The sequence below is a fragment of the Glutamicibacter sp. AGC84 genome (assembly GCF_053543575.1).
This window is the reverse complement of sequence record NZ_JBLVOC010000006.1, coordinates 108,357-133,577: the sequence shown is the minus strand read 5'-3', so window position 1 is coordinate 133,577 and position 25,221 is coordinate 108,357. Positions and strand designations below refer to the sequence as shown.

Annotated in this window: 23 protein-coding genes; 7 read left to right on the top strand and 16 right to left on the bottom strand. The window is 61.4% G+C overall.

Annotated elements, in window-relative coordinates; all coding sequences use genetic code 11:
• Nucleotides 1–60 precede the first annotated feature (60 nt).
• Together rpsD and ACNPN0_RS04550 are read right to left on the bottom strand one after the other, a co-directional pair.
• Complete coding sequence (rpsD, locus tag ACNPN0_RS04555) at nt 61–687, bottom strand: 30S ribosomal protein S4 (protein WP_105658291.1); 627 nt, start codon at nt 685–687, stop codon at nt 61–63.
• Nucleotides 688–871: 184 nt separating this feature from the next.
• On the bottom strand, nt 872–2,278 hold the full coding sequence (locus ACNPN0_RS04550; protein ID WP_400289235.1) for a replication-associated recombination protein A: 1,407 nt from the start codon (nt 2,276–2,278) through the stop codon (nt 872–874).
• A 55-nt stretch (nt 2,279–2,333) separates the two neighbouring features.
• Between ACNPN0_RS04550 and dtd the strand changes: the two genes are divergently transcribed.
• A complete protein-coding gene (gene dtd, locus ACNPN0_RS04545) occupies nt 2,334–2,771 on the top strand; it encodes a D-aminoacyl-tRNA deacylase (RefSeq protein WP_434690547.1) in 438 nt (145 codons plus the stop codon).
• On the opposite strand, the gene ACNPN0_RS04540 is transcribed toward dtd, so the two are convergent.
• The 4 genes from ACNPN0_RS04540 to hisS all read right to left on the bottom strand — a co-directional run bounded on the left by ACNPN0_RS04540 (nt 2,768) and on the right by hisS (nt 7,586).
• Entirely contained in the window at nt 2,768–3,097 is a 330-nt protein-coding gene (locus ACNPN0_RS04540) for a helix-turn-helix transcriptional regulator (RefSeq protein WP_434690548.1), read from the bottom strand. The two genes, dtd and ACNPN0_RS04540, sit on opposite strands and share 4 nt — an antisense overlap.
• The gene (locus ACNPN0_RS04535) at nt 3,090–4,211 is read right to left on the bottom strand and encodes a hypothetical protein (RefSeq protein WP_434690551.1); all 1,122 of its coding nucleotides are present in this window, start codon (nt 4,209–4,211) and stop codon (nt 3,090–3,092) included. The genes ACNPN0_RS04540 and ACNPN0_RS04535 overlap by 8 nt, the downstream gene beginning before the upstream one ends.
• A 163-nt stretch (nt 4,212–4,374) precedes the next feature.
• Nucleotides 4,375–6,174, bottom strand: a complete 1,800-nt coding sequence (gene aspS, locus ACNPN0_RS04530; RefSeq protein WP_434690552.1) for an aspartate--tRNA ligase — start codon at nt 6,172–6,174, stop codon at nt 4,375–4,377.
• A gap of 89 nt (nt 6,175–6,263) precedes the next feature.
• Nucleotides 6,264–7,586: a histidine--tRNA ligase gene (hisS, locus tag ACNPN0_RS04525; protein ID WP_448938784.1), complete on the bottom strand. Its 1,323-nt coding sequence runs from the start codon at nt 7,584–7,586 to the stop codon at nt 6,264–6,266.
• Nucleotides 7,587–7,729: 143 nt separating this feature from the next.
• Between hisS and ACNPN0_RS04520 the strand changes: the two genes are divergently transcribed.
• Together ACNPN0_RS04520 and ACNPN0_RS04515 are read left to right on the top strand one after the other, a co-directional pair.
• On the top strand, nt 7,730–9,088 hold the full coding sequence (locus ACNPN0_RS04520; protein ID WP_133833327.1) for a DUF349 domain-containing protein: 1,359 nt from the start codon (nt 7,730–7,732) through the stop codon (nt 9,086–9,088).
• Nucleotides 9,089–9,148: 60 nt separating this feature from the next.
• A complete protein-coding gene (locus tag ACNPN0_RS04515) occupies nt 9,149–9,772 on the top strand; it encodes a hypothetical protein (RefSeq protein WP_448938785.1) in 624 nt (207 codons plus the stop codon).
• Nucleotides 9,773–9,798: 26 nt separating this feature from the next.
• Here the strand turns inward: ACNPN0_RS04515 and ACNPN0_RS04510 are convergent, their stop codons facing one another.
• The 9 genes from ACNPN0_RS04510 to pdxT form a co-directional block, all read right to left on the bottom strand.
• Nucleotides 9,799–12,066: a RelA/SpoT family protein gene (locus ACNPN0_RS04510; protein WP_105658282.1), complete on the bottom strand. Its 2,268-nt coding sequence runs from the start codon at nt 12,064–12,066 to the stop codon at nt 9,799–9,801.
• Between the two features lie 238 nt (nt 12,067–12,304).
• Nucleotides 12,305–13,273 (bottom strand): protein translocase subunit SecF, encoded by a 969-nt coding sequence (gene secF / locus ACNPN0_RS04505; RefSeq protein ID WP_448938786.1) that lies wholly within the window; start codon nt 13,271–13,273, stop codon nt 12,305–12,307.
• Complete coding sequence (gene secD, locus ACNPN0_RS04500; protein WP_388022113.1) at nt 13,266–14,990, bottom strand: protein translocase subunit SecD; 1,725 nt, start codon at nt 14,988–14,990, stop codon at nt 13,266–13,268. The genes secF and secD overlap by 8 nt, the downstream gene beginning before the upstream one ends.
• Nucleotides 14,991–15,050: 60 nt before the next feature.
• Complete coding sequence (gene yajC, locus ACNPN0_RS04495; RefSeq protein WP_105658279.1) at nt 15,051–15,461, bottom strand: preprotein translocase subunit YajC; 411 nt, start codon at nt 15,459–15,461, stop codon at nt 15,051–15,053.
• A 187-nt stretch (nt 15,462–15,648) separates the two neighbouring features.
• Entirely contained in the window at nt 15,649–16,698 is a 1,050-nt protein-coding gene (ruvB, locus tag ACNPN0_RS04490) for a Holliday junction branch migration DNA helicase RuvB (RefSeq protein ID WP_105658278.1), read from the bottom strand.
• Nucleotides 16,699–16,724: 26 nt separating this feature from the next.
• A complete protein-coding gene (ruvA, locus tag ACNPN0_RS04485; RefSeq protein ID WP_105658277.1) occupies nt 16,725–17,342 on the bottom strand; it encodes a Holliday junction branch migration protein RuvA in 618 nt (205 codons plus the stop codon).
• Nucleotides 17,343–17,450: 108 nt separating this feature from the next.
• On the bottom strand, nt 17,451–18,050 hold the full coding sequence (ruvC, locus tag ACNPN0_RS04480; protein WP_105658276.1) for a crossover junction endodeoxyribonuclease RuvC: 600 nt from the start codon (nt 18,048–18,050) through the stop codon (nt 17,451–17,453).
• A gap of 3 nt (nt 18,051–18,053) precedes the next feature.
• The gene (locus ACNPN0_RS04475; RefSeq protein WP_332730704.1) at nt 18,054–18,812 is read right to left on the bottom strand and encodes a YebC/PmpR family DNA-binding transcriptional regulator; all 759 of its coding nucleotides are present in this window, start codon (nt 18,810–18,812) and stop codon (nt 18,054–18,056) included.
• 3 nt (nt 18,813–18,815) lie between these two features.
• Nucleotides 18,816–19,427, bottom strand: a complete 612-nt coding sequence (gene pdxT / locus ACNPN0_RS04470) for a pyridoxal 5'-phosphate synthase glutaminase subunit PdxT (protein WP_105661372.1) — start codon at nt 19,425–19,427, stop codon at nt 18,816–18,818.
• A gap of 159 nt (nt 19,428–19,586) precedes the next feature.
• Here pdxT and ACNPN0_RS04465 point away from each other — a divergent pair, with 159 nt between their 5' ends.
• Both ACNPN0_RS04465 and ACNPN0_RS04460 read left to right on the top strand, forming a co-directional pair.
• Nucleotides 19,587–20,420, top strand: a complete 834-nt coding sequence (locus ACNPN0_RS04465) for an aldo/keto reductase (protein WP_105658273.1) — start codon at nt 19,587–19,589, stop codon at nt 20,418–20,420.
• Nucleotides 20,404–21,099: a DUF6226 family protein gene (locus ACNPN0_RS04460; RefSeq protein WP_105658272.1), complete on the top strand. Its 696-nt coding sequence runs from the start codon at nt 20,404–20,406 to the stop codon at nt 21,097–21,099. Before ACNPN0_RS04465 ends, ACNPN0_RS04460 begins: the two co-directional genes overlap by 17 nt.
• A 1-nt stretch (nt 21,100) precedes the next feature.
• Here the strand turns inward: ACNPN0_RS04460 and ACNPN0_RS04455 are convergent, their stop codons facing one another.
• Nucleotides 21,101–22,318, bottom strand: a complete 1,218-nt coding sequence (locus ACNPN0_RS04455; protein ID WP_332727545.1) for a CapA family protein — start codon at nt 22,316–22,318, stop codon at nt 21,101–21,103.
• 76 nt (nt 22,319–22,394) lie between these two features.
• Here ACNPN0_RS04455 and ACNPN0_RS04450 point away from each other — a divergent pair, with 76 nt between their 5' ends.
• Together ACNPN0_RS04450 and ACNPN0_RS04445 are read left to right on the top strand one after the other, a co-directional pair.
• Nucleotides 22,395–24,407: a M3 family metallopeptidase gene (locus ACNPN0_RS04450; RefSeq protein WP_448938787.1), complete on the top strand. Its 2,013-nt coding sequence runs from the start codon at nt 22,395–22,397 to the stop codon at nt 24,405–24,407.
• A complete protein-coding gene (locus tag ACNPN0_RS04445) occupies nt 24,407–25,174 on the top strand; it encodes a GNAT family N-acetyltransferase (RefSeq protein WP_105661377.1) in 768 nt (255 codons plus the stop codon). The genes ACNPN0_RS04450 and ACNPN0_RS04445 overlap by 1 nt, the downstream gene beginning before the upstream one ends.
• Nucleotides 25,175–25,221 lie beyond the last annotated feature (47 nt).

The following is a 25,221-nucleotide window of genomic DNA, read 5'->3' as shown; positions in this document are numbered from 1 at the left end:
TAGCCCGCCACAAAACCGCTACAGCTAAGCTGGATCCCTTATTTCATAAGGGTTCTAGTTTTAGCGTGCGTAGTACTCGACCACGAGGTTCTCTTCGCAGGTCACTGGGATTTCGGTGCGCTCTGGGGTGCGCACGAAGGTAGCCTGGAGGGCTTCCAGCTTTACGTCCAGGTAAGCAGGAGCGGCTGGCAGCACCTTCGAGTGCTCACCTGCTGCAGCCATCTGGAATGGAACCATCTTCTCGCTCTTCTCGTGTACGTGGATCAGCTGACCCGGCTGTACCTTGAAAGACGGACGGTCTACACGCTGGCCGTTGACCAGGATGTGGCGGTGAACAACCATCTGGCGTGCCTGCTGGATGGTTCGGGCGAAGCCTGCACGCAGAACCAGGGCATCCAGACGGGACTCGAGCAGAGCCAGCAGGTTACCGCCGGTTTCGCCGCCGAGGCGCTTAGCTTCCTTGAAGGCGCTCAGCATCTGAGCTTCGCGGATGCCGTACTGGGCACGCAAACGCTGCTTTTCGCGCAGACGTACTGCGTAGTCGCTGTCCTGCTTCTTACGGGCGCGGCCGTGTTGGCCTGGACCGTATGGACGGCGCTCCATGTACTTTTCAGCTTTTGGAGTCAATGCAAGGCCGAGCGCACGCGAAAGGCGTACGGTGCGGCGGGCACGGGCGTTAGCCATAATGTGTCCCTTTCGATTAGCGACGGTATCTACTGGCCTCCAGGTGGGAGAGTGTGTGGGCGTCGCGTCCCTGCTTCACTTCAACCCTGCCTCCACGCTCGATGACTCGAATGCGGGACAAGGCTTGCCAGCCAAAGATCAAGTTTACACGAAACGGCAGCAGCTTTCTCTGAGGCCTAGCGCACAATCAGCGCTTGCCCTTGGAGCGCTGCGGATCCTTGCCCCGGATGATTTCACGCAAACGGGACAGGCGGGACCCTATGGTTTTTTCCGCACCGTTATTGGTCGGCGTGTAGTAGTCGGTGCCCACCAGATCATCGGGCAGGTACTGCTGGGTTGCGATGGAGTGCGGAGCATCATGGGCGTAGATGTAGCCCACGCCATGGCCCAGCTGCTTGGCGCCGGGATAGTGCGCGTCACGCAGGTGGTCGGGAACCAGCGATCCCTTGCCTTCGGATACGTCGGCTAGGGCGGCGTTGATCGCATTGTACGAGGCGTTGGACTTCGGGGCCGTAGCCAGATGAACCGTTGCCTGCCCGAGCATGATCCGTGCTTCCGGCATGCCGGTGAGCTGCACCGATTGGGCGGCTGCTACGGCAACGGGAAGTGCGGTGGGATCGGCCATGCCGATATCCTCCGAGGCCGAGATCATCAGGCGGCGGGCAATGAACCGGGGGTCCTCCCCCGCAGAGAGCATTCGCGCCAGGTAGTGCAGGGCCGCGTCCACATCCGAACCGCGGACGGACTTGATGAACGCGGAGATGATGTCGTAGTGCTGGTCGCCATCCTTGTCGTAGCGCTGGACCGCCTGGTCCATGGCCAGCTGCACATGGTCGTCCGTAATCAGCACCGGTGGATCGATGCCGGCGCCCGCGGCGTTCCAAGCCACCGCGCCGGCTGCTTCCAGCACGGTCAGCGAGCGTCGGGCATCACCCTGGGCCAGGCGGACAATGGCGTCGCGCTGCTCCTCCTTGAGGAGCACCTGGCCGTCGAAACCCCGCTCGTCGGCCACAGCGCGCTCGAGCAAGGTGGACAGGTCGCCGTCGGTCAGCGGACGCAAGGTCAGCAGCAAAGAGCGCGAAAGCAGCGGCGAGATCACCGAGAAGGAGGGATTTTCCGTCGTCGCAGCTACCAGGACGACGACACGGTTTTCCACGCCGGGCAGCAGTGCGTCCTGCTGGGCCTTGTTGAAGCGGTGGATCTCATCGAGGAAGAGCACGGTGGTAATCCCGCGCAGATCGCGGTCATCCTTGGCCTGTTCGATGACTCGCCGGACATCTTTGACACCGGCGGTGATGGCCGAAAGTTCCACGAATTTGCGGTCGGTGGCGCGGGCGATCACGTGGGCGATGGTGGTTTTGCCAATTCCCGGAGGGCCATAGAGGATCACACTGGCAGGTCCAGCCAACCCGGTTTCAGGGTTTTCGGCCAGCTGCCGCAAGGGTGAACCCGGGCCTAGCAGGTGTTGTTGGCCGACGAGCTCATCCAAGGTCTTCGGGCGCATGCGCACCGCCAGTGGCGGACGGGGCCGGTTGACTTGGGGCTCACGCGCATCGCGTGGCTCATCGGACAGGGAATCGAACAAATCGCTCACCCCCTAAGCCTACCGATATTCTGGAAGCCCCACCGTCTTTTGAAAGGTTCGCCATATGCGCGCTGTCGTCCAGGTCGCTTCCACCGCCCATGTTGAGGTTGAAGGGCAGATTACCGGCCAGCTCGACTCCCCCGGTTTGGTGATCCTACTTGGGGTGACCCATGAGGATGATCAGGCGATCGCACGCAAGGTGGCCGAAAAGATCTGGCAGCTGCGGATCATGGAGGATGAAACCTCCGCCGCCGGGGTGAATGCACCACTGCTAGTGATCAGCCAGTTCACCCTGTACGGTTCGGTGCGCAAGGGCCGCCGCCCATCCTGGTCCAATGCGGCACCCGGTCCTCTCAGCGAACCGCTGTACGAGTACTTCGTGGAGTACCTGCGCGATTTGGGTGCGAGCGTTCAGACCGGTGTATTTGGCGCGATGATGAATGTCTCGCTGACCAATACCGGGCCGTTCACGATGATCGTAGACTCGGCAGACCTCCCCTAGTGGCCGGTGTTCTGCACCAGTTGGGTCAATTGTTCGAAGCTGGCTCGTTGCTCGGCTAGTTCTACCTGGCCGGTGGCGGAGAGTTCGTAGACCTTCCGGCCCGGGCCGCCTTGGCCTTCTTCCCAACGGGTTTCCACGAGACCCGCGGCTTCCAGCTTGGCCAATGCGGGGTAGAGCGTGGCTCCCTTCAGCGGGCCAAACCCACGTTCCTGCAGGGATTTCGCCAGTGCATAACCGTGGGCCGGGCCAGCCGAGAGTTCGGCGAGTAAGAGCATCGGCAACATGGCGCGTTGCCAGCTACCCGGAAAGCCTTCGGGCTTAGTCATCGTCGCGCTCCTGCAGTGCCCGGGCATGGGCTGCTCGTTCCTTGAGCTTCTCTTGGACGTAGGCCTTGCGGTCAGCCGGACGCAGCTCGTAAACGCTCACCGCGGCAAACACCAGCACTGCGACCCCAAAGAAAATATCCCCGCCATTTCGCGCTGGATCCATCAGGCCAGCGACCGCGCCGACCGCGAATAAAGCGACTACGGTCAAGGGGGCCATGCGGCGTAGAAGCCAACGACGCTTGAGCGCCTTTTCGGTGTTCACTGCCAGCCCAATCACGAATTCATTGGGCGTTCCGAATTCAACGTTTGGGTCAACTTTTTCGCCTCGGGTCGCCGCATCATCGAGATGTTCTCGCGCAGTACTCAGCGACTCGTTGGCTTCCTTGTGACTCATGCCGTAGCGTCCGCGCAGTAGTCTGGTGGTTTCCGCGAACCACTCTTCGGTGCCGAGAAGGATTTGTTGCCCGCCAGCGGCTTTCTGCGCTTTATAGGCAGGCATCAGATAGAAGCAAGCAACCACCAGCCCTGCGCCAAGAATTGGAGCTAACCAATTTGGCAGGGGCAGCAGATTATTGCTTCCTCCTATCTGCGCGATTAGAGCGGCAGCTCCAACCGACACGAGGATACCTACCGGTCCCAGTATCCAGGACAGGCCGAATTTCCCCTTCAATCGGTTAAACCACCACAGGTATCCCGATAGTGCGATCCCTGCCCCGGCAGTTAGAGCAGAAAGCTGCCAGTAGTGCCACGAACTCGAGGTCCACCCATCGCGGAACCCGATCCAGATTCCAAATCCAGTGCACAGCAGGCCAACAAGCATCCCAACAACCGACAAAAGCGCAGTACTTGATTCGACGGGAAGTTCCGCGTCCGCGCGCTGCTCTGGCGTCAATAGACATTGAGCCCGTGTCGCACCATATTCGCCCGAATGGCCGAAGAGTTCCTCGGCCCGCTGCCCGCTATCGTGAACCATGCTCAGGGTGCGCTCCAGTTCGAGCGCCACCTGCGCATTCGTGAGGTCGTTCCACACCATTGAAGCGAAAAAGGTTTTAGCCCATTCCTGGTCCGCTTCTGGGTAACGTTCGATGATATCGTGTGGTTCTTCTGCTGGCACGTATCGCTCCAAAGTGGTCGTGGGAACTGGTTCTGTAAACTAAGTCAAAAACCAACCTAGTATTAAAAATACTCATAGTCCACTAAAAGAGCTAATGCCAGGTTAAAAAGAAGCAGGATGAAACGCGTAAACGTTTCATCCTGCTTCGTAAGCCTGGAGAAGCCTACTTGGCTTCGGCCTTGGCTTCGGTCTCTTCGGCCTTCTTCTTCTCAGGCTTGAAGTCGATGCCGGCTTCCTTGCGCTGCTGCGGGGTGATTGGCGCAGGAGCCGCGGTCAGCGGATCGAAACCGCCACCGGTCTTCGGGAAGGCGATGACGTCGCGGATGGACTCCGAGTTGGTCAGCAGCTGCAGCACGCGGTCCCAACCCAGGGCGATGCCGCCATGCGGTGGGGCGCCGTACTTGAAGCCCTCGAGCAGGAAGCCGAACTGGGTGTCAGCCTGCTCCTGGGTTACGCCCATGAGCTTGAAGACGCGTTCCTGGACGTCGCGCTGGTGGATACGGATCGAACCGCCGCCGATTTCGTTGCCGTTGCAGACAATGTCGTAGGCGTAGGACAGGGCCGATGCAGGATCAGTGTCGAAGGTGTCCATGAACTCCGGCTTGGGGCTGGTGAACGCGTGATGCACAGCGGTCCAAGCGCCAGCGCCCACGGCTACGTCGCCCGAGGCGACAGCGTCAGAGGCAGCTTCGAACATCGGTGCGTCGACGATCCAGACGAAGGCCCAATCGCCTTCCTTGATCAAACCGGTGCGGTGGCCGATCTCGACACGGACCGAACCGAGCAGTGCGCGGGATTCGTTCTTCTTGCCGGCGGAGAAGAAGATGCAGTCTCCGGCGGCTGCGCCGGTAGCTGCGGCCAGTCCGGCCTTCTCTTCCTCGGACAGGTTCTTGGCCACTGGGCCAGCCAGCTCGCCATCTTCCTTGATCAGCACGTAGGCAAGGCCCTTGGCACCGCGCTGCTTGGCGAATTCCTGCCAGGCATCCAGGGTGCGGCGCGGCTGCGATGCGCCGCCAGGCATGACCACGGCGCCGACGTACTCGGACTGGAAGACCTTGAAGGAGGTCTTCGCGAAGTACTCGGTCATTTCGGTCAGTTCCAGGCCGAAGCGCAGATCCGGCTTGTCCGAACCGTACTTGGCCATGGCCTCCGAGTACGCCATGCGGCGGATCGGGGTCGGGACCTGCACGTCGATCAGGTTCCACAGTTCGGTGACCAGCTTTTCGCCGAGCTCGATGATGTCATCTTCCTCGACGAACGATGCTTCGATGTCCAGCTGGGTGAACTCCGGCTGGCGGTCCGCGCGGAAGTCCTCATCGCGGTAGCAGCGGGCGATCTGGTAGTACTTCTCGAAGCCGCCGACCTGCAGCAGCTGCTTGAACAGCTGCGGGGACTGGGGCAAGGCGTACCAGCTGCCCGGGGTCAGGCGGGCCGGCACGACGAAGTCGCGGGCTCCTTCCGGGGTGGAGCGGGTCAGCGTCGGGGTTTCGATCTCGATGTAGCCCTGGTCGTGCAGCAGGTTGCGTGCCACGCGGTTGGCCTCGGAGCGCAGGCGGATGTTGCGGGCCGGGGTCGGGCGGCGCAGGTCCAGGTAGCGGTGGCGCAGGCGCGCTTCCTCGCCGACCTCGACGTGCTCGTCGACCTGGAATGGCAGCGGGGCCGCGGTGTTCAGCACGGTCACGGTCTCAGCGATGACCTCGATCTGCCCGGTAGGCAGGTTCGGGTTCTCGTTGCCCTCTGGGCGGCGCTCGACGGTGCCGAGAATCTGCAGCACGAACTCATTGCGCAGCGGATGGAAGTCCTCTTCATCGCGCACGACGACCTGGGCCACGCCCGAAGCATCACGCAAATCCAGGAAGGCGACACCACCGTGGTCGCGGCGACGCGCGACCCAACCGGTGAGTGTGACCTGCTGTCCAATGTGCTCGGCGTTCAAGACGCCCAGCTGATGAGTGCGTAGCACTACGATCCTTTCGGTCGGTTGGGAAAGTTTCTTCCCATGAAGTTTAGTGCACCGTGATTGGTGCGCGGGCGGGCGATGATGCCCGAGAACTAGCTGATGGCGATCTTCAGGTCCGCTTCGGCCGGCATCCAGGTGGACGGATCCGCGGGGACCTGCTCGCCGGAACGGATGTCCTTGACCTCGTGGGCGCCATCGGCATGGGTGAACCAGACGAACGGAATCCCGCGTCGATCAGCGAATTTGATCTGCTTGCCGAACTTCTCAGCGCTGGCTGCTACCTCGCAGGCGATGCCGCGCTCACGCAGCTGCGAGGCTACGTCCTGCGCTTCGTGCCAGGACTCGTCGTTGGCCAAGGTGACATATACCACCGAAGGCACCGAACGGCTTGCGGTCACGGACTCTTCGGCAAGGATGCGCGAGACCAGGCGGGTGACGCCGATGGACAAGCCCACACCCGGGTAGTTCTTCTTGCCCTTGGAGGCCAGCGATTCGTAGCGCCCGCCCGAGCAGATCGAACCTAGGGATTCGTGGCCCACCAGCACGGTTTCGTACACGGTGCCGGTGTAGTAGTCCAGCCCGCGGGCGATGGACAAATCGGCCATGACCTTGCCCGGTGCGCGCTTGGATGCGGCATCGATGACCTGCGAGAGCTCGTCCAAGCCGGTATCCAGCAGTTCGTGGCTCACGCCCAGTGCGCGGACCTCTTCCACGAAGGACGTGTCCATGGTGCGGATCTTGGCCAGGGCCAGGGCGGCGGCGGCCTGCTGCGCGGTGGCGCCGACTTCTTCAACCAGGATCTTGGCGACGGCATCATCGCCGATCTTTTCCAGCTTGTCGATGGCGCGCAGGACCGCATCCGGATCTTCCAGGCCCAGGCCGCGGTAGAAGCCCTCGGCCAGCTTGCGGTTATTCACCCGCAGGCGGAAATCGCCGATCGGCAGGGCGGACAGCGCGTCGGCAATGGTCAGCGCCAGCTCCACGTCGTAGCTGAAGGGCAAGGTGCCATCGCCCACGACATCGATGTCGGCCTGGGTGAATTCGCGGAAGCGGCCATCCTGCGGGCGTTCGCCACGCCAGACCTTTTGCATCTGGTAGCGGCGGAAGGGGAAGGCCAGGTGGCCTGCGTTCTCCACCACGTAGCGTGCGAAAGGCACGGTGAGGTCGAAGTGCAGGGCCAACGCGTTGGGATCGTTCTTCTCATCCTCCGCGGCCAGCCGCGACAGTCCGTAGACTTCCTTGTCGATTTCGCCCTTGCGCAGAAGTTGCGCGCGGGTTTCCACCGCACGGGTCTCGATGTTGGCGAATCCATGCAGTTCGAAGACGTGGCGCAAGGTATCGAGCACATGCTGTTCAACTGCCCGTTCGGCGGGAAGCCATTCCGGGAAACCTGATAGTGAGGCCTTGCGTGCCATGAAACTCCTTAGTGCAAATTGGGCTACCTACCCATCTTATAGCCCGAAACCCGAGAAACCTGTGCACGTCGGCTTACTAAGAAGCGGAGGTCACAGGTAGAGTTGGCTAAAGCAAGTGCTCGTAAAGTGAAAGAGTTTCAGCGGTGACCACCAGTCAGCAATCCGACGACAGCCAGAAGACCCCATTGCCACAGGCCCAGAAGCCTGCCGCAAAGCCGGTTGTAGCGCCAAGCGTCGCACATACCACTCCCCTCGACGAAGCGGCAAAGTTCGCCCGTGTGACCGAGGACGGCCACGTCTTCGTGATCATTGACGGCGCCGAATTCCCAGTGGGCCAATACCCCGACGCAACGCAGGACGAAGCCCTGGGCTACTTCGTGCGCAAATACGACGACGCGCTCTCGCAGCTGATGCTCCTGGAGCAGCGCGTCGTTGCCAAGGCCCCGGCCGGCGAGCTCAGCAAGGCTGTGCAGGCGCTCTCGGCCACCGTTGCCGAACGCCATATGGTCGGCGACATCCCGGCGCTGGAAACGCGCCTCGAGAATGCCCGCGTGGCCGTCGAGGCATTGACCAGCGAACAGCGCAAGGCCAACGACGAGGCTCGCGCGGAACAGCTCGCTGCCCGCGAAGCCATCGTCGAACAGGCTGAAGAGCTGGCCGGCAAGCGCCCGGAGCAGATCCAGTGGAAGACCGCTTCGGCGGCGATGAACGAGCTGTTCGACGCCTGGAAGGGTTCGCAGCGTTCCTCGGTGCGCCTGCCACGGTCCACCGAAGATGCGCTGTGGAAGCGATTCCGCTCCGCCCGCACCACCTTCGACCGCCATCGCCGGGCCTACTTCTCGCAGCTGGATTCGACCAACGCGGCCGCCAAGGAAGTGAAGGAAGAGCTGATCGCCCGCGCCGAGGTGCTGCAGGGGTCCACCGACTGGACCGCTACCGCCGCCGAATACCGCAAGCTCATGGACGAGTGGAAGAAGTCGCGCCGTGCTTCGCGCAAGGACGACGACCAGCTCTGGAGCCGCTTCCGCGCCGCCCAGGATGTCTTCTTCCAGGCCCGCGCCGCGGCCAACGCCAAGATCGATGAAGAGTACTCCCAGAACCTCGTGGTGAAGGAAGCCCTGCTGGAAGAAGCGCGCGCGCTGCTTCCCATCAAGGATCTGGCTGTTGCCAAGAACAAGCTGGATTCGATCCGCACCCGTTGGGAAGCTGCCGGCAAGGTGCCGCGCAACGACCTGCAGCGCATTGAATCGGCCCTGCGCCAGGTCGAGGACGCGGTCAAGGGTGCCGAGGACGAGCAGTGGCGCCGTTCTAACCCGGAGACCAAGGCCCGCTCCAACTCGATGCTCTCGCAGCTGCAGGACACCATCTCCGCCTTGGAAGATGATCTGGCAGCAGCACAGGCCAAGGGTAACGCCAAGCAGATCGCGACAGCCCAGGAAGCCCTGGATGCACGCCGCATGTGGCTGAGCACCTTGGAGAAGTCGGCTGCCGACTTCCAGTAAGTAATCCACAGATCGCTTGCACACCGCCAACGCGGCGGCGCGAACTGGTTCAGTAGCTCTATGGAAACGAGAAATTCCCCAGCTACCGGACCTCGCGCCGCCGCGTTGCGCATTCCCGGGGACCTGTGGATCGCTGGTGAGATGTTCACCCGCAACGAGCTGCACGCCATGGCCCACAACGGCCTGCTGCTCGAGGTCCTCGGTGATTATTTTTTGCCCAGCAGCATCCGAGTCAACGCGTCGGTGCGGGCACGGATTGCAGGTTTCGCCTGTGGCCGCGAGCTGGCCCGCGATGCGGTGCTAGCTCGCCAAACTGCAGCCTGGATCCATGGGCTCTTGCCGTCAGTGTCCACATTGTGCATCTACGCCAAGAGCTACCATCGGCCGTTCTACCCCGGGCACGGGCTGAGAGCCGAATTCGCCCAAATGCAGGTGCCGGACACGGACATGGTGTTCCGCAGCCGCATCAGGGTGACCACCGCATTGCGCAGCGCCTGCGACTGCGCGAAATACGATCCTTTGCCCATTGCCAGCCGCGTGCTGGGCACAGTCGCGGCCCTTGCAGATCCCTACCTGACTTTGGACGCCATCAAACACGCCCTGGCACCGGAGGTTCCCTCACCCGAGCGCTCCCGGGCCCTGCGCCTGGTCCAGTCCTTCTCCGATACGGCGCAAGCGGCCTAGGCTGGACCGCGGGGTGCAGCGCGCAATTAGCGGCGGGACCCTGCGGTGGTGCGGTAGACATCGTAGACGCCATCGATGCGGCGTACTTGGTTCAGCACGTGGCTCAGGAACTTGGGATCGCCCATTTCGAAGGAGAAACGGGAAATTGCCACACGGTCCTTGCTTGTCTGCACGCTGGCCGAAAGGATGTTCAAGTGGCTTTCGGAGAGGATCCGGGTGACGTCGGAGAGCAGCGACTTGCGGTCCAATGCTTCGACCTGGATCTCCACCAGGAACACGCCATGGTGCTTGGTGGCCCACGTGACATTGACCAGTCGATCCGGCTGCTCGGCGAGCTGCGTCAGATTCAGGCAGTCGGTGCGGTGCACCGAGACTCCGGCGCCACGGGTTACGAAACCCTGGATTTCATCTGGCGGCACCGGGGTGCAGCAACGCGCCAGCTTCACCAGCACATCCCCCAGGCCCTCGACGATCACGCCGGCGTCGTTGCCCGTAGCCGGGCTGGGAGCCATTGGGCGGACTACCGCTTCCTCATCGACCTGTTCGGCTTCTGGAGGGCCAATCAGGGCCGTTAAATGCTCAATGACGTTCTGTGCACTGGTATGGCCGTCGCCCACGGACTGGTACAGGGCCGAAATGTCCGTGTGGTGCAGTTCGTTGGCTACCGCCGTGAGCAGGTCGTGAGTCATCAATTTCTGCAATGGCAGCTGGTTGCGACGCAGTTCCTTGGTCAGCAGCTCCTTGCCCTTTTCGATGGCCTCTTCGCGGCGTTCCTTGGAGAAGTAACCGCGGATCTTTGCCTTGGCACGAGGCGAGCGGACAAAGTTCTGCCAATCCTGGGATGGGCCAGCGCCTTCGGCCTTCGAGGTGAAGACCTCCACCACATCGCCCTGCTTGAGCTCGGTATGCAATGGGACGAGCTTGCCATTGACGCGGGAGCCGATGGTGCGGTGGCCGACGTCGGTGTGGATCGAGTAGGCGAAATCCACCGGTGTGGCACCAACCGGCAAGGACATGATGTCGCCCTTGGGGGTGAACACATAGACTTCAGCGGAGCTGATCGTGTAGCGAAGGCCGTCCAGGAACTCTTCGGAGTCGGCGGTATCCGCCTGCCACTCCATCAAGGAACGCAGCCAATCCATATTCTGCTCCGGCGAAAGCATGGAGTTATCGGTCTGCCCATGCTTGTACTGGAAGTGCGCTGCTACACCGTATTCGGCGCGTACGTGCATATCGTGGGTGCGGATCTGGATCTCTACCGGCTTGCCTTCAGGACCCATCACCGTGGTGTGCAGCGACTGGTAGAGGTTCAGCTTCGGGATCGCAATGTAGTCCTTGAAGCGGTTAGGCAGTGGATTCCACTCTGCGTGCACGACGCCCAGGGCGCCGTAGCAGTCCTTGACGGTATCCACCAGGATGCGCACGCCCATGAGGTCATGGATATCATCGAAGTCCTTGCCGCGCACGATCATCTTCTGGTAGATCGAGTAGTAGTGCTTTGGCCGGCCGGACACCGAGGCATGGATGGCTACATCGCCGAGATCGCCCGAAAGGGTCTGGCGGATCGAGGAGAGGTACTTTTCACGTTCCGGAGTGCGATCGCCCACCATGCGGACGATCTCCTGGTACACCTTGGGGTGCAAGGCAGCGAAGGACAGGTCCTCCAGCTCCCACTTGACGGTGTTCATGCCCAGACGGTGCGCCAGCGGTGCGAAGATCTCCAGAGTTTCCTTCGCCTTGCGCGAGGAAGATTCCGGGGACACGTAGCGCCAGGTACGGGCATTATGCAGGCGGTCGGCCAGCTTGATCAGCAGCACGCGGATGTCGCGGGACATGGCCACGACCATTTTGCGCACGGTCTCTGCCGGGGCCGCGTCGCCATAGGTGACCTTGTCCAGCTTGGTCACGCCATCGACCAACATGGCGATTTCCTCGGAGAATTCCTTCTTAACGGACTCCAGGGAGTAGTCGGTGTCTTCAACGGTGTCGTGCAGCAAGGCGGCGGCAAGAATCGAGCCGGTCATCCCCATCTCCGCCAGGATCGTGGCGACGGCGACCGGGTGCGTTATGTACGGGTCGCCGCTCTTGCGCTTCTGGCCTTCATGGTACTTTTCGGCGACCTCGTAGGCGTGGACCAGCAGGTCCAGATCCGCCTTCGGATGCTTGGACTTGACCGTACGCAATAGCGGTTCAAGGGTCGGCGATGTGCTCGGGGTGCTCCCCCGGCCAGCAAAGCGCACCAAACGAGAGATAGAGCGTCGTTTCGAATTGTTCAGGTTAGGCGTATTCGCCATGCCCCGCTCCTTCCCGTTGCCGTTGGATTCTTTCCCGAGCCTGCGTGAAGCCCGACGGAATCCAACGGTAGTTCCGGGCCACCAGATCACTGGCGGCCGTGCACTGAAAAAACACCTTCTTTAGTTCAAACGTTATAGCACGTTCGCGCGGTGACAACTAATTACGCATCTTCCCGCTTAAGCGAAATGGTGCCCCCAGCAAATGCTGGGAGCACCAAATTCAGATCTTCGGATCGGCTTAGGCAGCAGCCATCTTCTGATTGTGCGCTACCACGTCGTCGTCCTTGTGGCGGAGCCAATGGAACATGGGCGCCTGGACGAACAAGGTCGACAGGGCCGAGACGATGATACCGACGAACAGCGCCAAGGACAGGTCCTTGAGCGTACCGGCACCCAGCAGGTAGGAACCGATGAACAGGATCGCGGCCACTGGAAGCACGGCAACGACCGAGGTGTTGATCGAGCGAACCAGGGTCTGGTTCACAGCGAGGTTCACCAGCTGCTCGAAGGTGCGCTTGGACTGCTGGGTGTAGTCCTTGGTGTTTTCGCGGACCTTGTCGAAGACCACCACGGTGTCATACAGCGAGTAGCTCAGAATGGTCAGGAAGCCGATGATCGCGCTGGGCGTGATTTCGAAACCTGACAGCGAGTAGATGCCCGCAGTGACGATGACCACGGCGATCAGACCGGCAATCGCGGCCAGTGACATCTTCCAGGTTCGGAAGTAGGCAGCCATCAGCAAGCCCACCAGGACCACGAAGGCAACCAGGCCAACCAGCGCCTGGCGCGAAACGTCTTCGCCCCAGGTAGGGCCGATGAAGTTACTGGTAACTTCATCGCTGGAGACACCGTAGTTCTCCGCGAGCTGGCCGGCGATGGCCAAGGTCTGGTCATCGCTCAAGCGCTCGGTCTGCACGCGCATGGTGCCCGGCGCAATGTTGGTGACCGTTGCCGCAGCTCCCGAAGCCACCGAGGCAACAGCCTTTTCGCCAATGGAGATATCGGTTTCCTGCACATCCGAAACGGTGAATTCAGAACCACCGCGGAAGTCGATGCCCAGGTTGAATCCGCCCTTGACCACTGGAACCAGGATTGACAGGATCACCAGAATACCGGCGATCAGGAACCACAAGCGGTGCTTGGAGGTGAACGGGTAGGAACGCTTGCCGGTGTAGAGCTCGTTGCCCCAAGTGACTAGCTTATTCATTGTTCTCCTCCTGGGCCTTGGCCTGCGGGCTGGCAGGCTGCTCGGCCTGTGCACGGCGGCGCTCGGCAATTGTCATGCGCTTGGCGGCTTCAACCGAAGCCTTGGCATTCTTCTTGCCGCGGTTTGCCTCAACGTTTTCATCGAAGCGGCGAACCTTGCCTGCACCTTGGTACAGCGGCTTGACGCCAAGCAACGATGGATCCATGCCCGAGAGCGGGTGGCCGTTGGCGAAGAACTTGGTGCGTGCCAGCAGGACCAGGGTTGGATGGGTCAGTCCGTACACGACCACGAGGTCAACGATTGCGGTCAGGCCCAGGGTGAAGGCGAAGCCTCGCACGTTGCCCACGGCAACGATGTAGAGCACTACTGCAGCCAACACGTTCACGGCCTTGGAAGCCAGAATGGTGCGCTTGGCACGCTTCCAGCCGATATCCACGGCGCTTGCCAATGGCCGGCCTTCGCGCAACTCATCTCGAACACGCTCGAAGTACACGATGAACGAGTCCGCAATCAGGCCGATGGCCACGATCAAGCCAGCCACGCCCGCCAGCGACAGGCGGTAGTTCATGCCCCAGCCAAGCAGGACCAGGCAGAGGTAGGTCAGCACACCGGCGACGAGCAGCGAAGCGATGGTCACCAAGCCCAGAGCGCGGTACTGGAACAGCGAGTAGATGAATACCAGGACCAGGCCGATAACACCGGCAATGAGGCCCGCGGTCAGCTGGTCAGCACCCAGCGTTGCAGAAACCTGGCGCTCTGACTGGATGTCGAAGCTGATTGGCAGTGCGCCGTACTTCAGCTGCTCCGCCAGCGCCTGCGAGGTGTCCTGGGTGAACCCGCCGGAAATCTGCGGACGGCCATCGGAGATCACCGCATTGGTGGTTGGCGCCGAGATGGTCTCGCCATCAAGCACGATCGCGAACTGGTTCTGCGAACCCTGCAGGGCAATCAGACGCTGCGTGGTGTCGGCGAAGATCTTGGTGCCTTCGGCATTGAACTCGATCACGACAACCCATTCGCCGGTGACCGAACCATTGACGCCGCGAGCGAGCTGCGCGTATGCGTCCTTGATCTTGTCGCCGGAGATTTCCTGTGGGCCAAGGATGTACTTGACGCCCATGTCCGTATCGCAGGAGATCATTGGCTTGGCTGGGTCCGCAGCGTCCCCGCCGCGGTCCTTGAGCTCGGTTTCGCAGTCGTAGCCTTCAAACTCCTGGAAGAGCTCTGCGGTGATCCAGTTGGTGTCCGATGGGTTCTCTGGCTTGCCCTCAGGCTTTGGCAGGTCTTCCTTGGGAGTGCGATCTTCCTCAGGGGTGGCTGCGTAGCCGCCGGTGATCAGCACCGGGCGGAACTCCATGTTGGCCGAAGCCTGGATCAAATCGCGAGTGGTCTGGTCCGGGGTGCCCGGCATCGAGACCACAACGTTGCGACCGGACTGGGTGGTGATTTCCGATTCGGTTACACCGGAACCGTCCACACGCTGGCGGATGATCTCCACCGCTTGGTCCAGCTGCTCTTGGTTGATCGCTTCGTCGCCCTGGACCCGAGGGGCCAGGATCATCTCGGTGCCGCCTTCGAGGTCGAGGGCCAGCTTCGGTCCCCATCCGGTTTTACCGTTCGCTGCACCACCCACCAACACGCCGGCTGCGATGATGAAGACGATCAGCAACCACAGCAACGCCTTGCGCGCCTGCTTAACAGGTCTGATTGATGACATCTAATGTGCTTTCTCGTTTGAGTGGCTTGGCCTTCAGGCCACCGCTATGCTGCCCGGGACTTAGGCGTTGCGCTCGTCCTTGCCCTCATCGTTCAGGCGACGCAGGGACTCTTCCGGGGTTTCGGTGGTGCTGGCGGATTCTGCTGCGCCGTCGGCCACGGCCGGGGTTGCTGCATCCTTGTCCAGGAAGGTGGCAATGGCCTGGCGGTGCAGGTTCAGCACTACGCCCGGTGCGACCTCGACCTGGACACGATCCTCTGCGTCAACGCCGACGACGGTGCCGAAGATACCCGAGTTGGTCATCACCTTGGCGCCTGGCACGGTGTTGTTCTTCAGCTTCTCCTGCTGGGCGGACTGCTTCTTGCGGCCACGGAACATCATGAAGATCAGCACTGCGAACAGCGCGACCATCAGGATCAGCGAAGGGTTGAAGCCGCCACCAGCGGCCTGAGCGATTACGAGGGGATTCACGTATTTACCTGCTAACGAATTGTTGCGATTTGATCTGAAGTTCTGGGATGCTGTTGCGGCTATTTCTGGCGTAATACAGCAAAGACGCCCCACCTCGCCCCGAAACGGGCATAGGTCGGGCGTCTTTAGTCTAATGCGTCACGGTGAACCGGCAGACCATTTACGCGGGCAGTGAAGTAATGCTTGCCTAATCCTCATCGTTTTCATAGCTTTGCGCACTGGCGAAGATCGCATCCTTTGGCATCGCCAAGCCCAAATGCGCCCAGGCTCCGGGCATGGCAATACGACCGCGCGGAGTCCGGCCCATCAGCCCTTCACGCACCAGGTATGGCTCTGCGACAGTCTCGACGGTTTCGGTTTCTTCACCCACGGCGATGGCCAGGGTCGATAGCCCCACCGGTCCCCCTCCGAATTTGGTGCACAAGGCTTCGAGCACACCCCGGTCCAGGCGATCAAGGCCACGTGCATCGACCTCGTACATGTCCAAGGCGGCGGCGGCCGCTTTGGCATCGATCTCTTCGAGCTTATGCACCAGCGCCCAGTCACGCACGCGGCGCAGCAGGCGGTTGGCGATACGGGGCGTGCCGCGTGAGCGTCCGGCGATCTCGGTGAACGCGGCCGAAGTGACGCTCAAATCAAGCATCATGGCCGAACGGCGCAAAACCAGTTCAAGCTCCTTGACCGCGTAGAACTCCAGATGGCCAGTGAAGCCGAAGCGGTCACGCAACGGGCCGGGCAATAGTCCGGCGCGCGTGGTTGCGCCAACGAGAGTGAAGGGCGGAAGCTCCAGCGGAATGGCCGTGGCGCCGGCGCCCTTTCCGACGATGATATCTACGCGGAAGTCTTCCATGGCCATGTAGAGCATTTCCTCGGCCGGCCGGGACATGCGGTGGATTTCATCGAGGAACAGCACCTCGCCTTCGGTCAACGACGAGAGGATCGCGGCCAAGTCACCGGCATGCTGGATCGCTGGGCCGGAGGAAATGCGCAATGGCGCATTCATCTCGGCGGCGATAATCATCGACAAGGTGGTCTTGCCCAGGCCCGGCGGGCCAGAGAGCAGAACGTGATCCGCGGTGCGTTCGCGGATTTTCGCTGCTTCGAGCACCAGCGAGAGCTGCTGGCGCACTCGGGACTGGCCCACGAAGTCGTCGAGGTTCCGCGGGCGCAGGGCCGCTTCGATTACCCGTTCCTCGGGTTCGCTGCCGGCATTCGTGAGCCCGGTGGAGTCATTCATGATCAGTTGATCCTCTCGCAGACCGCTTAGGCGCGGGTTCCGCTGGACATGCTGCGCAGTGCAGCACGCAAGATTTCTGCGACGTTGCCGGTGGCAACGACATCTGGATCAGCCTTGGACAGCGATTTCAGGGTGCTGGTTGCATCCTTTTCGCTCCAGCCCAGGCCGGTCAGCGCCTCGATCACCTGCGGTTCCCAGACGCTCGCGTTGCCGCCGCCGGAAACCGGGGCCGCTGGCGCGCCAGTCGGGATCAGCTTGCCGTTCAGTTCCAGCACGATGCGGCTCGCGCCCTTGGGGCCAATGCCCGATACCTTGGTGAAAGCGGCGGTGTCCTTGGTGTTCGCCGCGATGCGGACTTCCTCCGGAGAGTGCACCGCCAAGATGGCCAAGCCGGTGCGTGGCCCGATGCCCGATACGGAAACCAGGACCTCGAAGACATCGCGTTCCTCAGCGGTGGCGAAGCCGAAGAGGGTCATCGAATCCTCGCGGACCACCATGGAGGTGAATACCGTAGCCTCGCGTCCTGCCTGCAGGGTGGACAGCGTCCCGGGGGTGGCATTGACCAGCATCCCGAAGCCGTTAACGTCAATTACCGCGGTGTTCAGGGCTACCGCCTGCACGGTGCCGGTCAATGAGCTGATCATGCCACTCCTTGGGATATATGTTCGATCGAACCCAGTTTATCGAAGATACCTACGAATATCGATCCGCCGCGTTCCCCGGTGGGTCGAGGCCGCTGCCGTGCTGGCCGGCTAGCGGCGCACTGCGCGGCGCTTGGCCGACGCCTCGGCGGCAATCCACGCCTGCTGCGCACCGGTCAGCTGCGACGAACCACCGGCATTAGCCGCGGAGGCCGAGGCATTCGAGCCGGTGGCCGCACCGCGCCAACCGTGGGTAATCGCCAAAGCCACCGCATCAGCGGCGTCGGCAGGCTTAGGCGGTTCATCGAGCCGGCAGATCTTGGCAACCATCTTGCCGATCGCCGCCTTGGTGGCCTGTCCCGAACCGGTAACCGCCGCCTTGACCTCGGTCGGCGTGTGCAGGGCCACGGGTATTCCGCGTCGCGCTGCCGCGGTGATGACAACACCGGTGACCTGCGCGGTGCCGATGACCGTGGAGACGTTCGCCGAAGCGAACACGCGTTCCAAGGCGAGCACATCGGGCTGATGCAGATCCAGCCATTCGTCGATGGCGTTGGCGATCTTCAAGAGCCGGGCATCGAGCGGAGTGCCCGGAGGGGTGCCGGCGACGGTGACGTCCACCAGCGAAACTTGCCTGTTTGCAGCGACGTCGACCACGGCAAGACCGCAACGGGTCAGGCCGGGATCGACGCCAACAACACGTAAGGCCAAGCCTTACTGCTCTTCGTCCAGCGCGGCGCGAACCTCGTCGGACAGATCAGCGTTGGTGTAGATGCCCTGGACATCATCCAGTTCTTCCAGCGCGTCGTAGAGCTTGAGGAACTTGCGAGCTCCATCAACGTCCAGGTCGACCTTCATCGATGGAATGAATTCCATTTCGTCGGACTCGTAGGCGATGTCCGCTTCATCCAGCGCAGCGGCCACAGCGCGCAGGTCCGAAGGGTCGCAGACGATGGCGAAGTTCTCGTCCTCGTCCATGATCTCGTCGGCACCGGCGTCCAGCACGACCATCAGCAGGTCGTCTTCGGTCAGCTCGCCCTTGGGCAGGCGGACAACGCCCTGGCGGTTGAACAGGTAGGCGACCGAACCCGGGTCGGCGATGGTGCCGCCGTTGCGGGTGATGCCCACGCGGACCTCGGAGGCCGCACGGTTCTTGTTGTCGGTCAGGCACTCGATCAGCAGGGCCGAGCCCTGCGGGCCGCGTGCTTCATAGATGATCTCGGTGTAGTCGACGACCTCGCCGGTCAGGCCAGCGCCGCGCTTGACGGCGCGGTCGATGTTGTTGATCGGCACGGAGTTCTTCTTGGCCTTGCTGACTGCAAGTTCCAGTGCCGGGTTGCCGGCCATGTCGGCGCCGCCGGCACGGGCGGCAACTTCAATGCCCTTGATGAATTTTGCGAAGGCCTTGGCGCGCTTGGCGTCGATCGCGGCCTTCTTGTGCTTGGTAGTTGCCCATTTGGAGTGGCCTGACATGCTTTAAGCGTCTCCTCGCGTGAGATTGATGAAAAATTGGTGGATAGCGGTGCTGCCGGTGACTTCCGGGTGAAAGCTGGTTGCCAACAATTTTCCCTGGCGTACTGCAACAATTCTACCCTGTTCGTGATCCGTCCCCGCTTGAACGGTGCTGATCACTTGCACGTCCGGGCCAATTTGCACGGCTTCCGGTGCGCGGATGAACACCGCTTCGAGATTTTGCCCGTTGAAGTCCAGCTGGTGCTCGAATGAGTCGATCTGGCGCCCGAACGCGTTGCGCTTGACCGTCATGTCGATGCCGCCGAAGCTTTGCTGTACCGCGCCATCTCGCGAGATTGCAGGGTTCTCGATGCGATCGGCCAGCATGATCATTCCGGCGCAGGAGCCGTAGGCTGGCATGCCTGCTGCGATGCGCTCCTTGATGGGACCAGCTAGCCCGTAGTTGCGGGACAGCCGGTCAATCACCGAGGACTCGCCGCCGGGAATCACCAGCGCGTCAACCTGCTCCAAATCGACGACGGTGCGCACCATGTGCGTGCGCTGCCCGAGCCGTTCCAAAGAGGCCAGATGTTCGCGGAAATCCCCTTGCAGAGCGAGGACGCCTATTTTCGGCATGGTTCTAACCTTCATGGTGTTCAGTGGTTGGCAGCACGAAAAATGCGCCGAAATAACGTTAAACCCAGAGACGCCGTGGTCCTGTTTTGTTTCCCGGTGTGTCGCGGATTCTTCGACGCCGCCTCCCGGCAAGTGGTGGAACTTGGTAGGTTCAAGGACATGATTGCTGATATTTCTTCCCTCGAACTTGCCGGCGGCGTGAGCATGCCCTCGATCGGTTTGGGCACGTGGCCCATGCGTGGACACGAGGCGGCCGCAGCGGTGCTGTCCGCCCTCGACGTGGGCTACCGCCGCATTGATACAGCGGAGAACTACGAGAATGAGGACGCCGTGGGCAAGGCCCTGGCACAGAGCCGGCTTCATCGCGATGAAATTTTCGTAACCACCAAATTCAACAAGCAATGGCATTCGACCCAAGGCGTGCGCCAGGCGTTGGAGAACTCCTTGGACCGCTTGGGTCTTGAGTATGTGGATCTGTTCTTGATCCACTGGCCCAACCCCCAGCAGAACACCTATGTCGAAGCCTTCACTGAGCTGGGCAAACTAGTAGACGAGGGCAAGATCCGGGCTGCGGGAGTCTCGAACTTCAAGCCCTACCAGCTGCAGAACGTCCTGGATTCGGGGCTCGTGCCGGCGCTGAACCAGATCCAGGTTGATCCTGAACGGCAAAGCGTCGATTGGCAAGGTTTCAACACCGAGCATGGCGTTCGGACCGAATCCTATTCCCCGCTGGGACGCAAGAAATCTGGACTCCTTTCACATCCTGCCCTGGTCCGGATCGCCCAAGCGCATGGGAAGAGCAGCGCGCAGGTGACCTTGCGCTGGCATGTCCAGTCCGGGCGGGCAGCGGCACCGAAATCGGCAGACCAGCGGCGGCAGAGCGAGAACCTGGACATTTTCGACTTCCAGCTCACCCAGGCGGAAATGGCCGCCATCAATGCCATGGATACCGGTGCTGGCCCCTTCACCGATTCGGATGAGTTCGGGCACTGAATTCCCGCAATACCTGCATGCGGCAGAAACGGAGAACCCGAACATGCTTCACGGCTACCAGCGCCCAGATATCGAAGTGGCGGATTACTTCGACGAGCACGGTGCGCTGATCCCCTATGGCCAGCGCTGGGATGAGCAGCCTCCAGCGGAGAGCTATTCGCTGACCTCCCATGTGCAACGCTTTGCCCCGGTGCCGCAGGTAGCCCAGGCGTTGCTGGATTGCCTGCGCGAGCAGTTCGAGGTGCGTTGCTTCGAAGATCCCGGGCTGGCCAGGCAAATGCGGATTCAACCGGGCCATGTGGTGCGCTCTGTTCGCGTATTTCCGATGGATTCGCGCTGCGCGCCACTGGGCATGGTCTTCACCACGTTTCCCGCGGTGCACCTGGAGCTCGGCGCGTTGTACCGCGCGACATTTCCGCCGTGCGGCTGCGATGGATGCGACGAAGTTGTCCCAGAAATCCTTGAGGAACTCGAGATCCAGGTGAGTGCCGCCGCGTCCGGAGGATTCGGCGAGTTCCTGGATCGAGGCATGGACCGCCTCGTGCACTGTTTCGACGTTGACCGGACAGGATTCGGCGAGCAGTCCCGCGGCCTCGAAGACATATCGCCGGCACGGCTAGCCAGAGCACGCGCAATTCTTCCCTCAAGCCGCGTGTGGGCACCTTGGCCATTGCGCTAGGTCAGTCCAGCGTCCACTCTCGAAGTCCGTCGTCGAATGCGCCATAGGCATTCACTGTGGCCTCGCTGCGCTTCAAGGAGGCTTTTGCTTCATCTTCCCGTATGCATCCAGCAGCATCGAAGACTTGGCACCAGGCCACAGGTTCATTTGAGAGCTGGTGCGGTACCCACCGCAATTCGCTGACATCCCATTCGCCGGGCGCTCCCTGGGTAAACGTTGCCTTTACGCTGATGCCTTCGCGGTTGAGAATGGTTGGTGTGGCGTGTTTTGCCACGGAATTGCCCAAACCGTAGACGATCCAGGTTCCGTCGTGCTTCTCAATGGGCAATACCGAGTGGGTGTGGTGCATGTAGATGAAATCGAAGACACCGGACTCTGCCAAGGCTCGACCGAGCCTTTTCTGGGACGCTGTCGGTTCGGTGCTGTATTCAGCCCCATCGTGCACGGCAGCCACGACGATGTCCGCTCCCGCCTTGCGCGTTGCCTTGCCCCTGGCGATCAGTTGCTGCGCATCCACCCCGGTATCGACTTGCCAGTCAGCTTCTTCCGGCAAGCCATTGAGCGAATAGGTGCTGGTTACTACACCGAGCTTCACGCCTTCCATGTCCAGGATCGATGGCTTCTCGGATTCTTTTTCACTGCGGTAGGAGCCGGTCGCGAAAAGCCCATTCGCTTCCAGAGCGTCCAGCGTTCGCTCTACTCCGGCCGTCCCGGCATCTACCGTGTGATTGGTGGCAGTGGTGCATCCGTCGTAGCCAATAGCGCCGAGGTCGGCCAGGATTCGATCTGGGACCGTGAACCGCGGATACCCCGAATACGGAGGGACACCAATCGGTGTTTCCAGATTGCATAGCGCCACATCTGCGTCCTGGACATAGGGTGCCAGGCCCGCAAGCAAGGGGCTGAAATCGTAGTCGCCGCCGTTGCCCGTTTCCGCTCCAGCCGCTTGCTTCGCTTCATCCAATAGCTGCGGATGCAGCAGTACATCGCCGGTAACCATCAGCGATAGCTCTTCGGGCGCCGAAGGTGCGGCCGAGGCATCCGCTATGGCTGAACTCGGAGCCGGTTCCGGCGAGGCAGGAACGCTGGCCTGGACGGAAGGCTGCGGGGTTGCTGGTTCTGCGTGATCGCTTGGGACTGCAGAGCAACCGCCAATCAGCAATGCGGCCAGCAGCGTTGAGCTCAGCGGAAGAAATGCAGGCAGTGCACGTTGGGGCATGCATCGAGCCTAGCTCAGCTGGGCATCTGGGGTGTAAATGCAAGCTGAATCACGTTTGCCATGAAAACCTAGGCCTATGCAAAACCCGCTTCTGACTCCCAGTACCAGGCCCTACCAATGGCCAGCCTTCGACCAGCTCACCGCTGAGCATTACCTGGAGGCAGTCCGGCTCGGCGCAGCCGAACAGCGTGAGGAGCTGCAGCGCATCATCGACGATGCCCAGGCTCCCACTTTTGAGAACACTTTCTTGGCGCTGGAAGCCAGCGGGCAGACCCTGCGCCGTGCGCTCATGACGTATTTCTCAGTGATTTCCGCCCACGGCACCGAAGATCTGCGGGCGATTCAGTCGGAGATTTCTTCGATCTGGACTAGGCAAGAAGATGAGATTTACCTAAACCAAACCTTGTACTTGCGTCTACAAGCTTTTAGTTATGAGGGTCTCCAGGGTGAAGATGCCCGTCTAGCCGAGCAAACGCTGAAGAATTTCCAGTTGGCCGGCGCAGGCTTGGGCGACGTCGAAAAGGACCAGTTGAAAGCACTGAACGCCAAACTCGCTGAGCTTTCCACGCAGTTCGCTGACCTCGTCCTGGAAAATCAGAATGCCCACGCTGTGCACTTCGACGATGATGAGGAACTCGCAGGTCTTTCCAGCCAAGCGATCGAGTCCGCTGCGCAAGCCGCCAAGCAAGCAGGCCATGCATCGGGATACTTGCTGACGCTGGTTTCTCCTACCCAGCAACCGGTCCTGGAATCGCTCGCGTCAAGCCAGTCCCGCCGCAAGGTGTTCAATGCCTCGATCAGCCGTGGCACCGAGGAAAACGCGACCATTCATGTGGCCGCAGAAATGGCACAGCTTCGCGCTGAGCGCGCCGCTCTGCTCGGATTCGCCAACCATGCAGAAACCGTGCTCGCCCAGGCCACTGCGCCTTCCACCGCTGCGGTGGAAGAACGACTGGCCGAGCTAACCAAGGCCGCCACCGCAAATGCTCGCCAGGAAGCCGAGGTGCTGGGCAAGATCGCCGGTGCCGAAATCAACGCGTGGGATTGGAAATACTTCTCCAACCAGGTCTTGCGTGAGGAGTACTCGGTGGATTCCGAGGCACTGCGCAACTACTTCGAATTAGACCGGGTCCTGGTCGATGGCGTCTTCGCGACCGCTACCAAGCTGTTTGGCATTACCTTCAGCGAGCGGTTCGACCTTCCCGCCTACCACCAGGATGTTCGCGTCTTCGAAGTTTTCGACGCCGATGGCAAGCCGCTGGCGCTCTACACAGGCGACTACCTGACCAGGGATACCAAGAAGGGCGGTGCATGGATGACCAGCCTGCGCGATGCCGCTTCGTTCCTGGATGAGCTGCCAATCGTCACCAACACCTTGAACATCACCCCGCCTGCGCCGGGTGATCCGGTTCTGCTGTCCATGGATGAGGCAAATACGCTGTTCCACGAGTTCGGCCATGCGCTGCACGGGATGTTCTCCAGCGGAAAGTACGCTTCGCTTTCTGGCACCTCGGTCCCCCGCGATTTCGTGGAGTTCCCATCGCAGGTCAACGAGATGTGGATGCTCCACGAGGATGTCGTATCCGGCTATGCTATCCACCACCAGAGCGGCGAAGTATTGGACGACGCGCTGATCGAGAAGATCCGCGCGGCTTCGCTATGGGGCCAGGGTTTTGCAACCACTGAGTACCTTGCCGCAAGTGTCCTCGACTGGGCCTGGCACACCATCAGCGCCGGGACTGTTATCGAGGATCCGCTGCAGTTCGAGCAGGACGTGCTTCAGGGCGCCGGCTTCGACTCCGCAATGATTCCGCCTCGCTACCGCACCGGTTATTTCCAGCACATTTTCGCCAATGGATACTCCGCTGGCTATTACTCCTACATCTGGAGTGAGGTGCTCGATGCCGACACTGTGCAGTGGTTCGAGGAAAATGGGGGCTTAATGCGCGAAAATGGTAATCGGTTCCGTGAGGAACTGCTTTCGCGCGGCAATACGCGCGATCCCCTTGAGTCCTACGAATTATTCCGCGGCCGCACCGCATTGGTTGAACCGTTGTTGCGCCGTCGAGGATTGGTGAACGCAGAATAATGACCACTATTGCCTCCGCACAGGAAGCACTAAGCCACTGGCATCAGGCACTTGCAGTCGCCACCGGCGGCAAGATCTTTACCACCCACGGATGCTCATGGGCATGGCAGCCAGTACGCAAGCGGCTGATCCTGCTGTTCCCCGAACAGCCAGAACAGGCGGGCCTGCGTCCGGCGCTAGCCGAAGGCCATCGGCTCGGCGCCCGGCGCGTGGAAGCTTGGGTTAACTCAGGCGCCCACGCAGATGAGCTCAGGGCGACCGGTTTCTCCGATAATGCCCAGGTTTCCTGGCATGCTGGCCCATTGGCCATTCCAATGGATCGTTGGACCGGCAAGATCCGCTTGGGCAATAACGTGCCTGAGGCCACGGGAGCTGATGCGGCCGAGCTGAACGTGACGAACCTTTGGCGCGAGACCAGCACCCAGCTCTCCAGCGGGCATCCGGCATTGCGCCGCGTCGAGCATGCCTTGGCTCGTACCGACGAGGGAGAGATCGTGGGCCGGGGCTTTGCCCAGCAGGGCCTGAACGGCCAGCTCATGGTGCATTCCTTGGCCGTAGGCAAGGAACATCGCCGCCATGGCGTTGGCACTGCCTTGCTTCATGGCCTGTCGCGATCAATGATCAATCCGCTGTCGCCGCCAGACGATGAGGTACCTCAGGAGCTATTGGCAGCAGCGACTCCGTCAAGTGCCGATTTCTTCAGTGCGAACGGCCTGAAGCTGCTGGGACGTGGACGCCATATGGTTCTGCGCTCCTGGAACCAGTAGCCAGCCACTGATAACGAGAAAGCTCAGCCGGTCACGGGACGTTCCGT

Coding starts and splice junctions, on each gene's coding strand:
- ACNPN0_RS04445 (WP_105661377.1), top strand. CDS start 24,407: ATGACCACTATTGCCTCCGCACAGGAAGCACTAAGCCACTGGCATCAG.
- hisS (WP_448938784.1), bottom strand. CDS start 7,586: ATGGCACGCAAGGCCTCACTATCAGGTTTCCCGGAATGGCTTCCCGCC.
- dtd (WP_434690547.1), top strand. CDS start 2,334: ATGCGCGCTGTCGTCCAGGTCGCTTCCACCGCCCATGTTGAGGTTGAA.
- ACNPN0_RS04475 (WP_332730704.1), bottom strand. CDS start 18,812: ATGTCAGGCCACTCCAAATGGGCAACTACCAAGCACAAGAAGGCCGCG.
- ruvA (WP_105658277.1), bottom strand. CDS start 17,342: ATGATCAGCTCATTGACCGGCACCGTGCAGGCGGTAGCCCTGAACACC.
- ACNPN0_RS04540 (WP_434690548.1), bottom strand. CDS start 3,097: ATGACTAAGCCCGAAGGCTTTCCGGGTAGCTGGCAACGCGCCATGTTG.
- ACNPN0_RS04510 (WP_105658282.1), bottom strand. CDS start 12,066: ATGGCGAATACGCCTAACCTGAACAATTCGAAACGACGCTCTATCTCT.
- ACNPN0_RS04450 (WP_448938787.1), top strand. CDS start 22,395: ATGCAAAACCCGCTTCTGACTCCCAGTACCAGGCCCTACCAATGGCCA.
- secF (WP_448938786.1), bottom strand. CDS start 13,273: ATGAATAAGCTAGTCACTTGGGGCAACGAGCTCTACACCGGCAAGCGT.
- ACNPN0_RS04455 (WP_332727545.1), bottom strand. CDS start 22,318: ATGCCCCAACGTGCACTGCCTGCATTTCTTCCGCTGAGCTCAACGCTG.
- ACNPN0_RS04515 (WP_448938785.1), top strand. CDS start 9,149: ATGGAAACGAGAAATTCCCCAGCTACCGGACCTCGCGCCGCCGCGTTG.
- pdxT (WP_105661372.1), bottom strand. CDS start 19,427: ATGCCGAAAATAGGCGTCCTCGCTCTGCAAGGGGATTTCCGCGAACAT.
- ruvB (WP_105658278.1), bottom strand. CDS start 16,698: ATGAATGACTCCACCGGGCTCACGAATGCCGGCAGCGAACCCGAGGAA.
- ACNPN0_RS04465 (WP_105658273.1), top strand. CDS start 19,587: ATGATTGCTGATATTTCTTCCCTCGAACTTGCCGGCGGCGTGAGCATG.
- secD (WP_388022113.1), bottom strand. CDS start 14,990: ATGTCATCAATCAGACCTGTTAAGCAGGCGCGCAAGGCGTTGCTGTGG.
- ACNPN0_RS04460 (WP_105658272.1), top strand. CDS start 20,404: ATGAGTTCGGGCACTGAATTCCCGCAATACCTGCATGCGGCAGAAACG.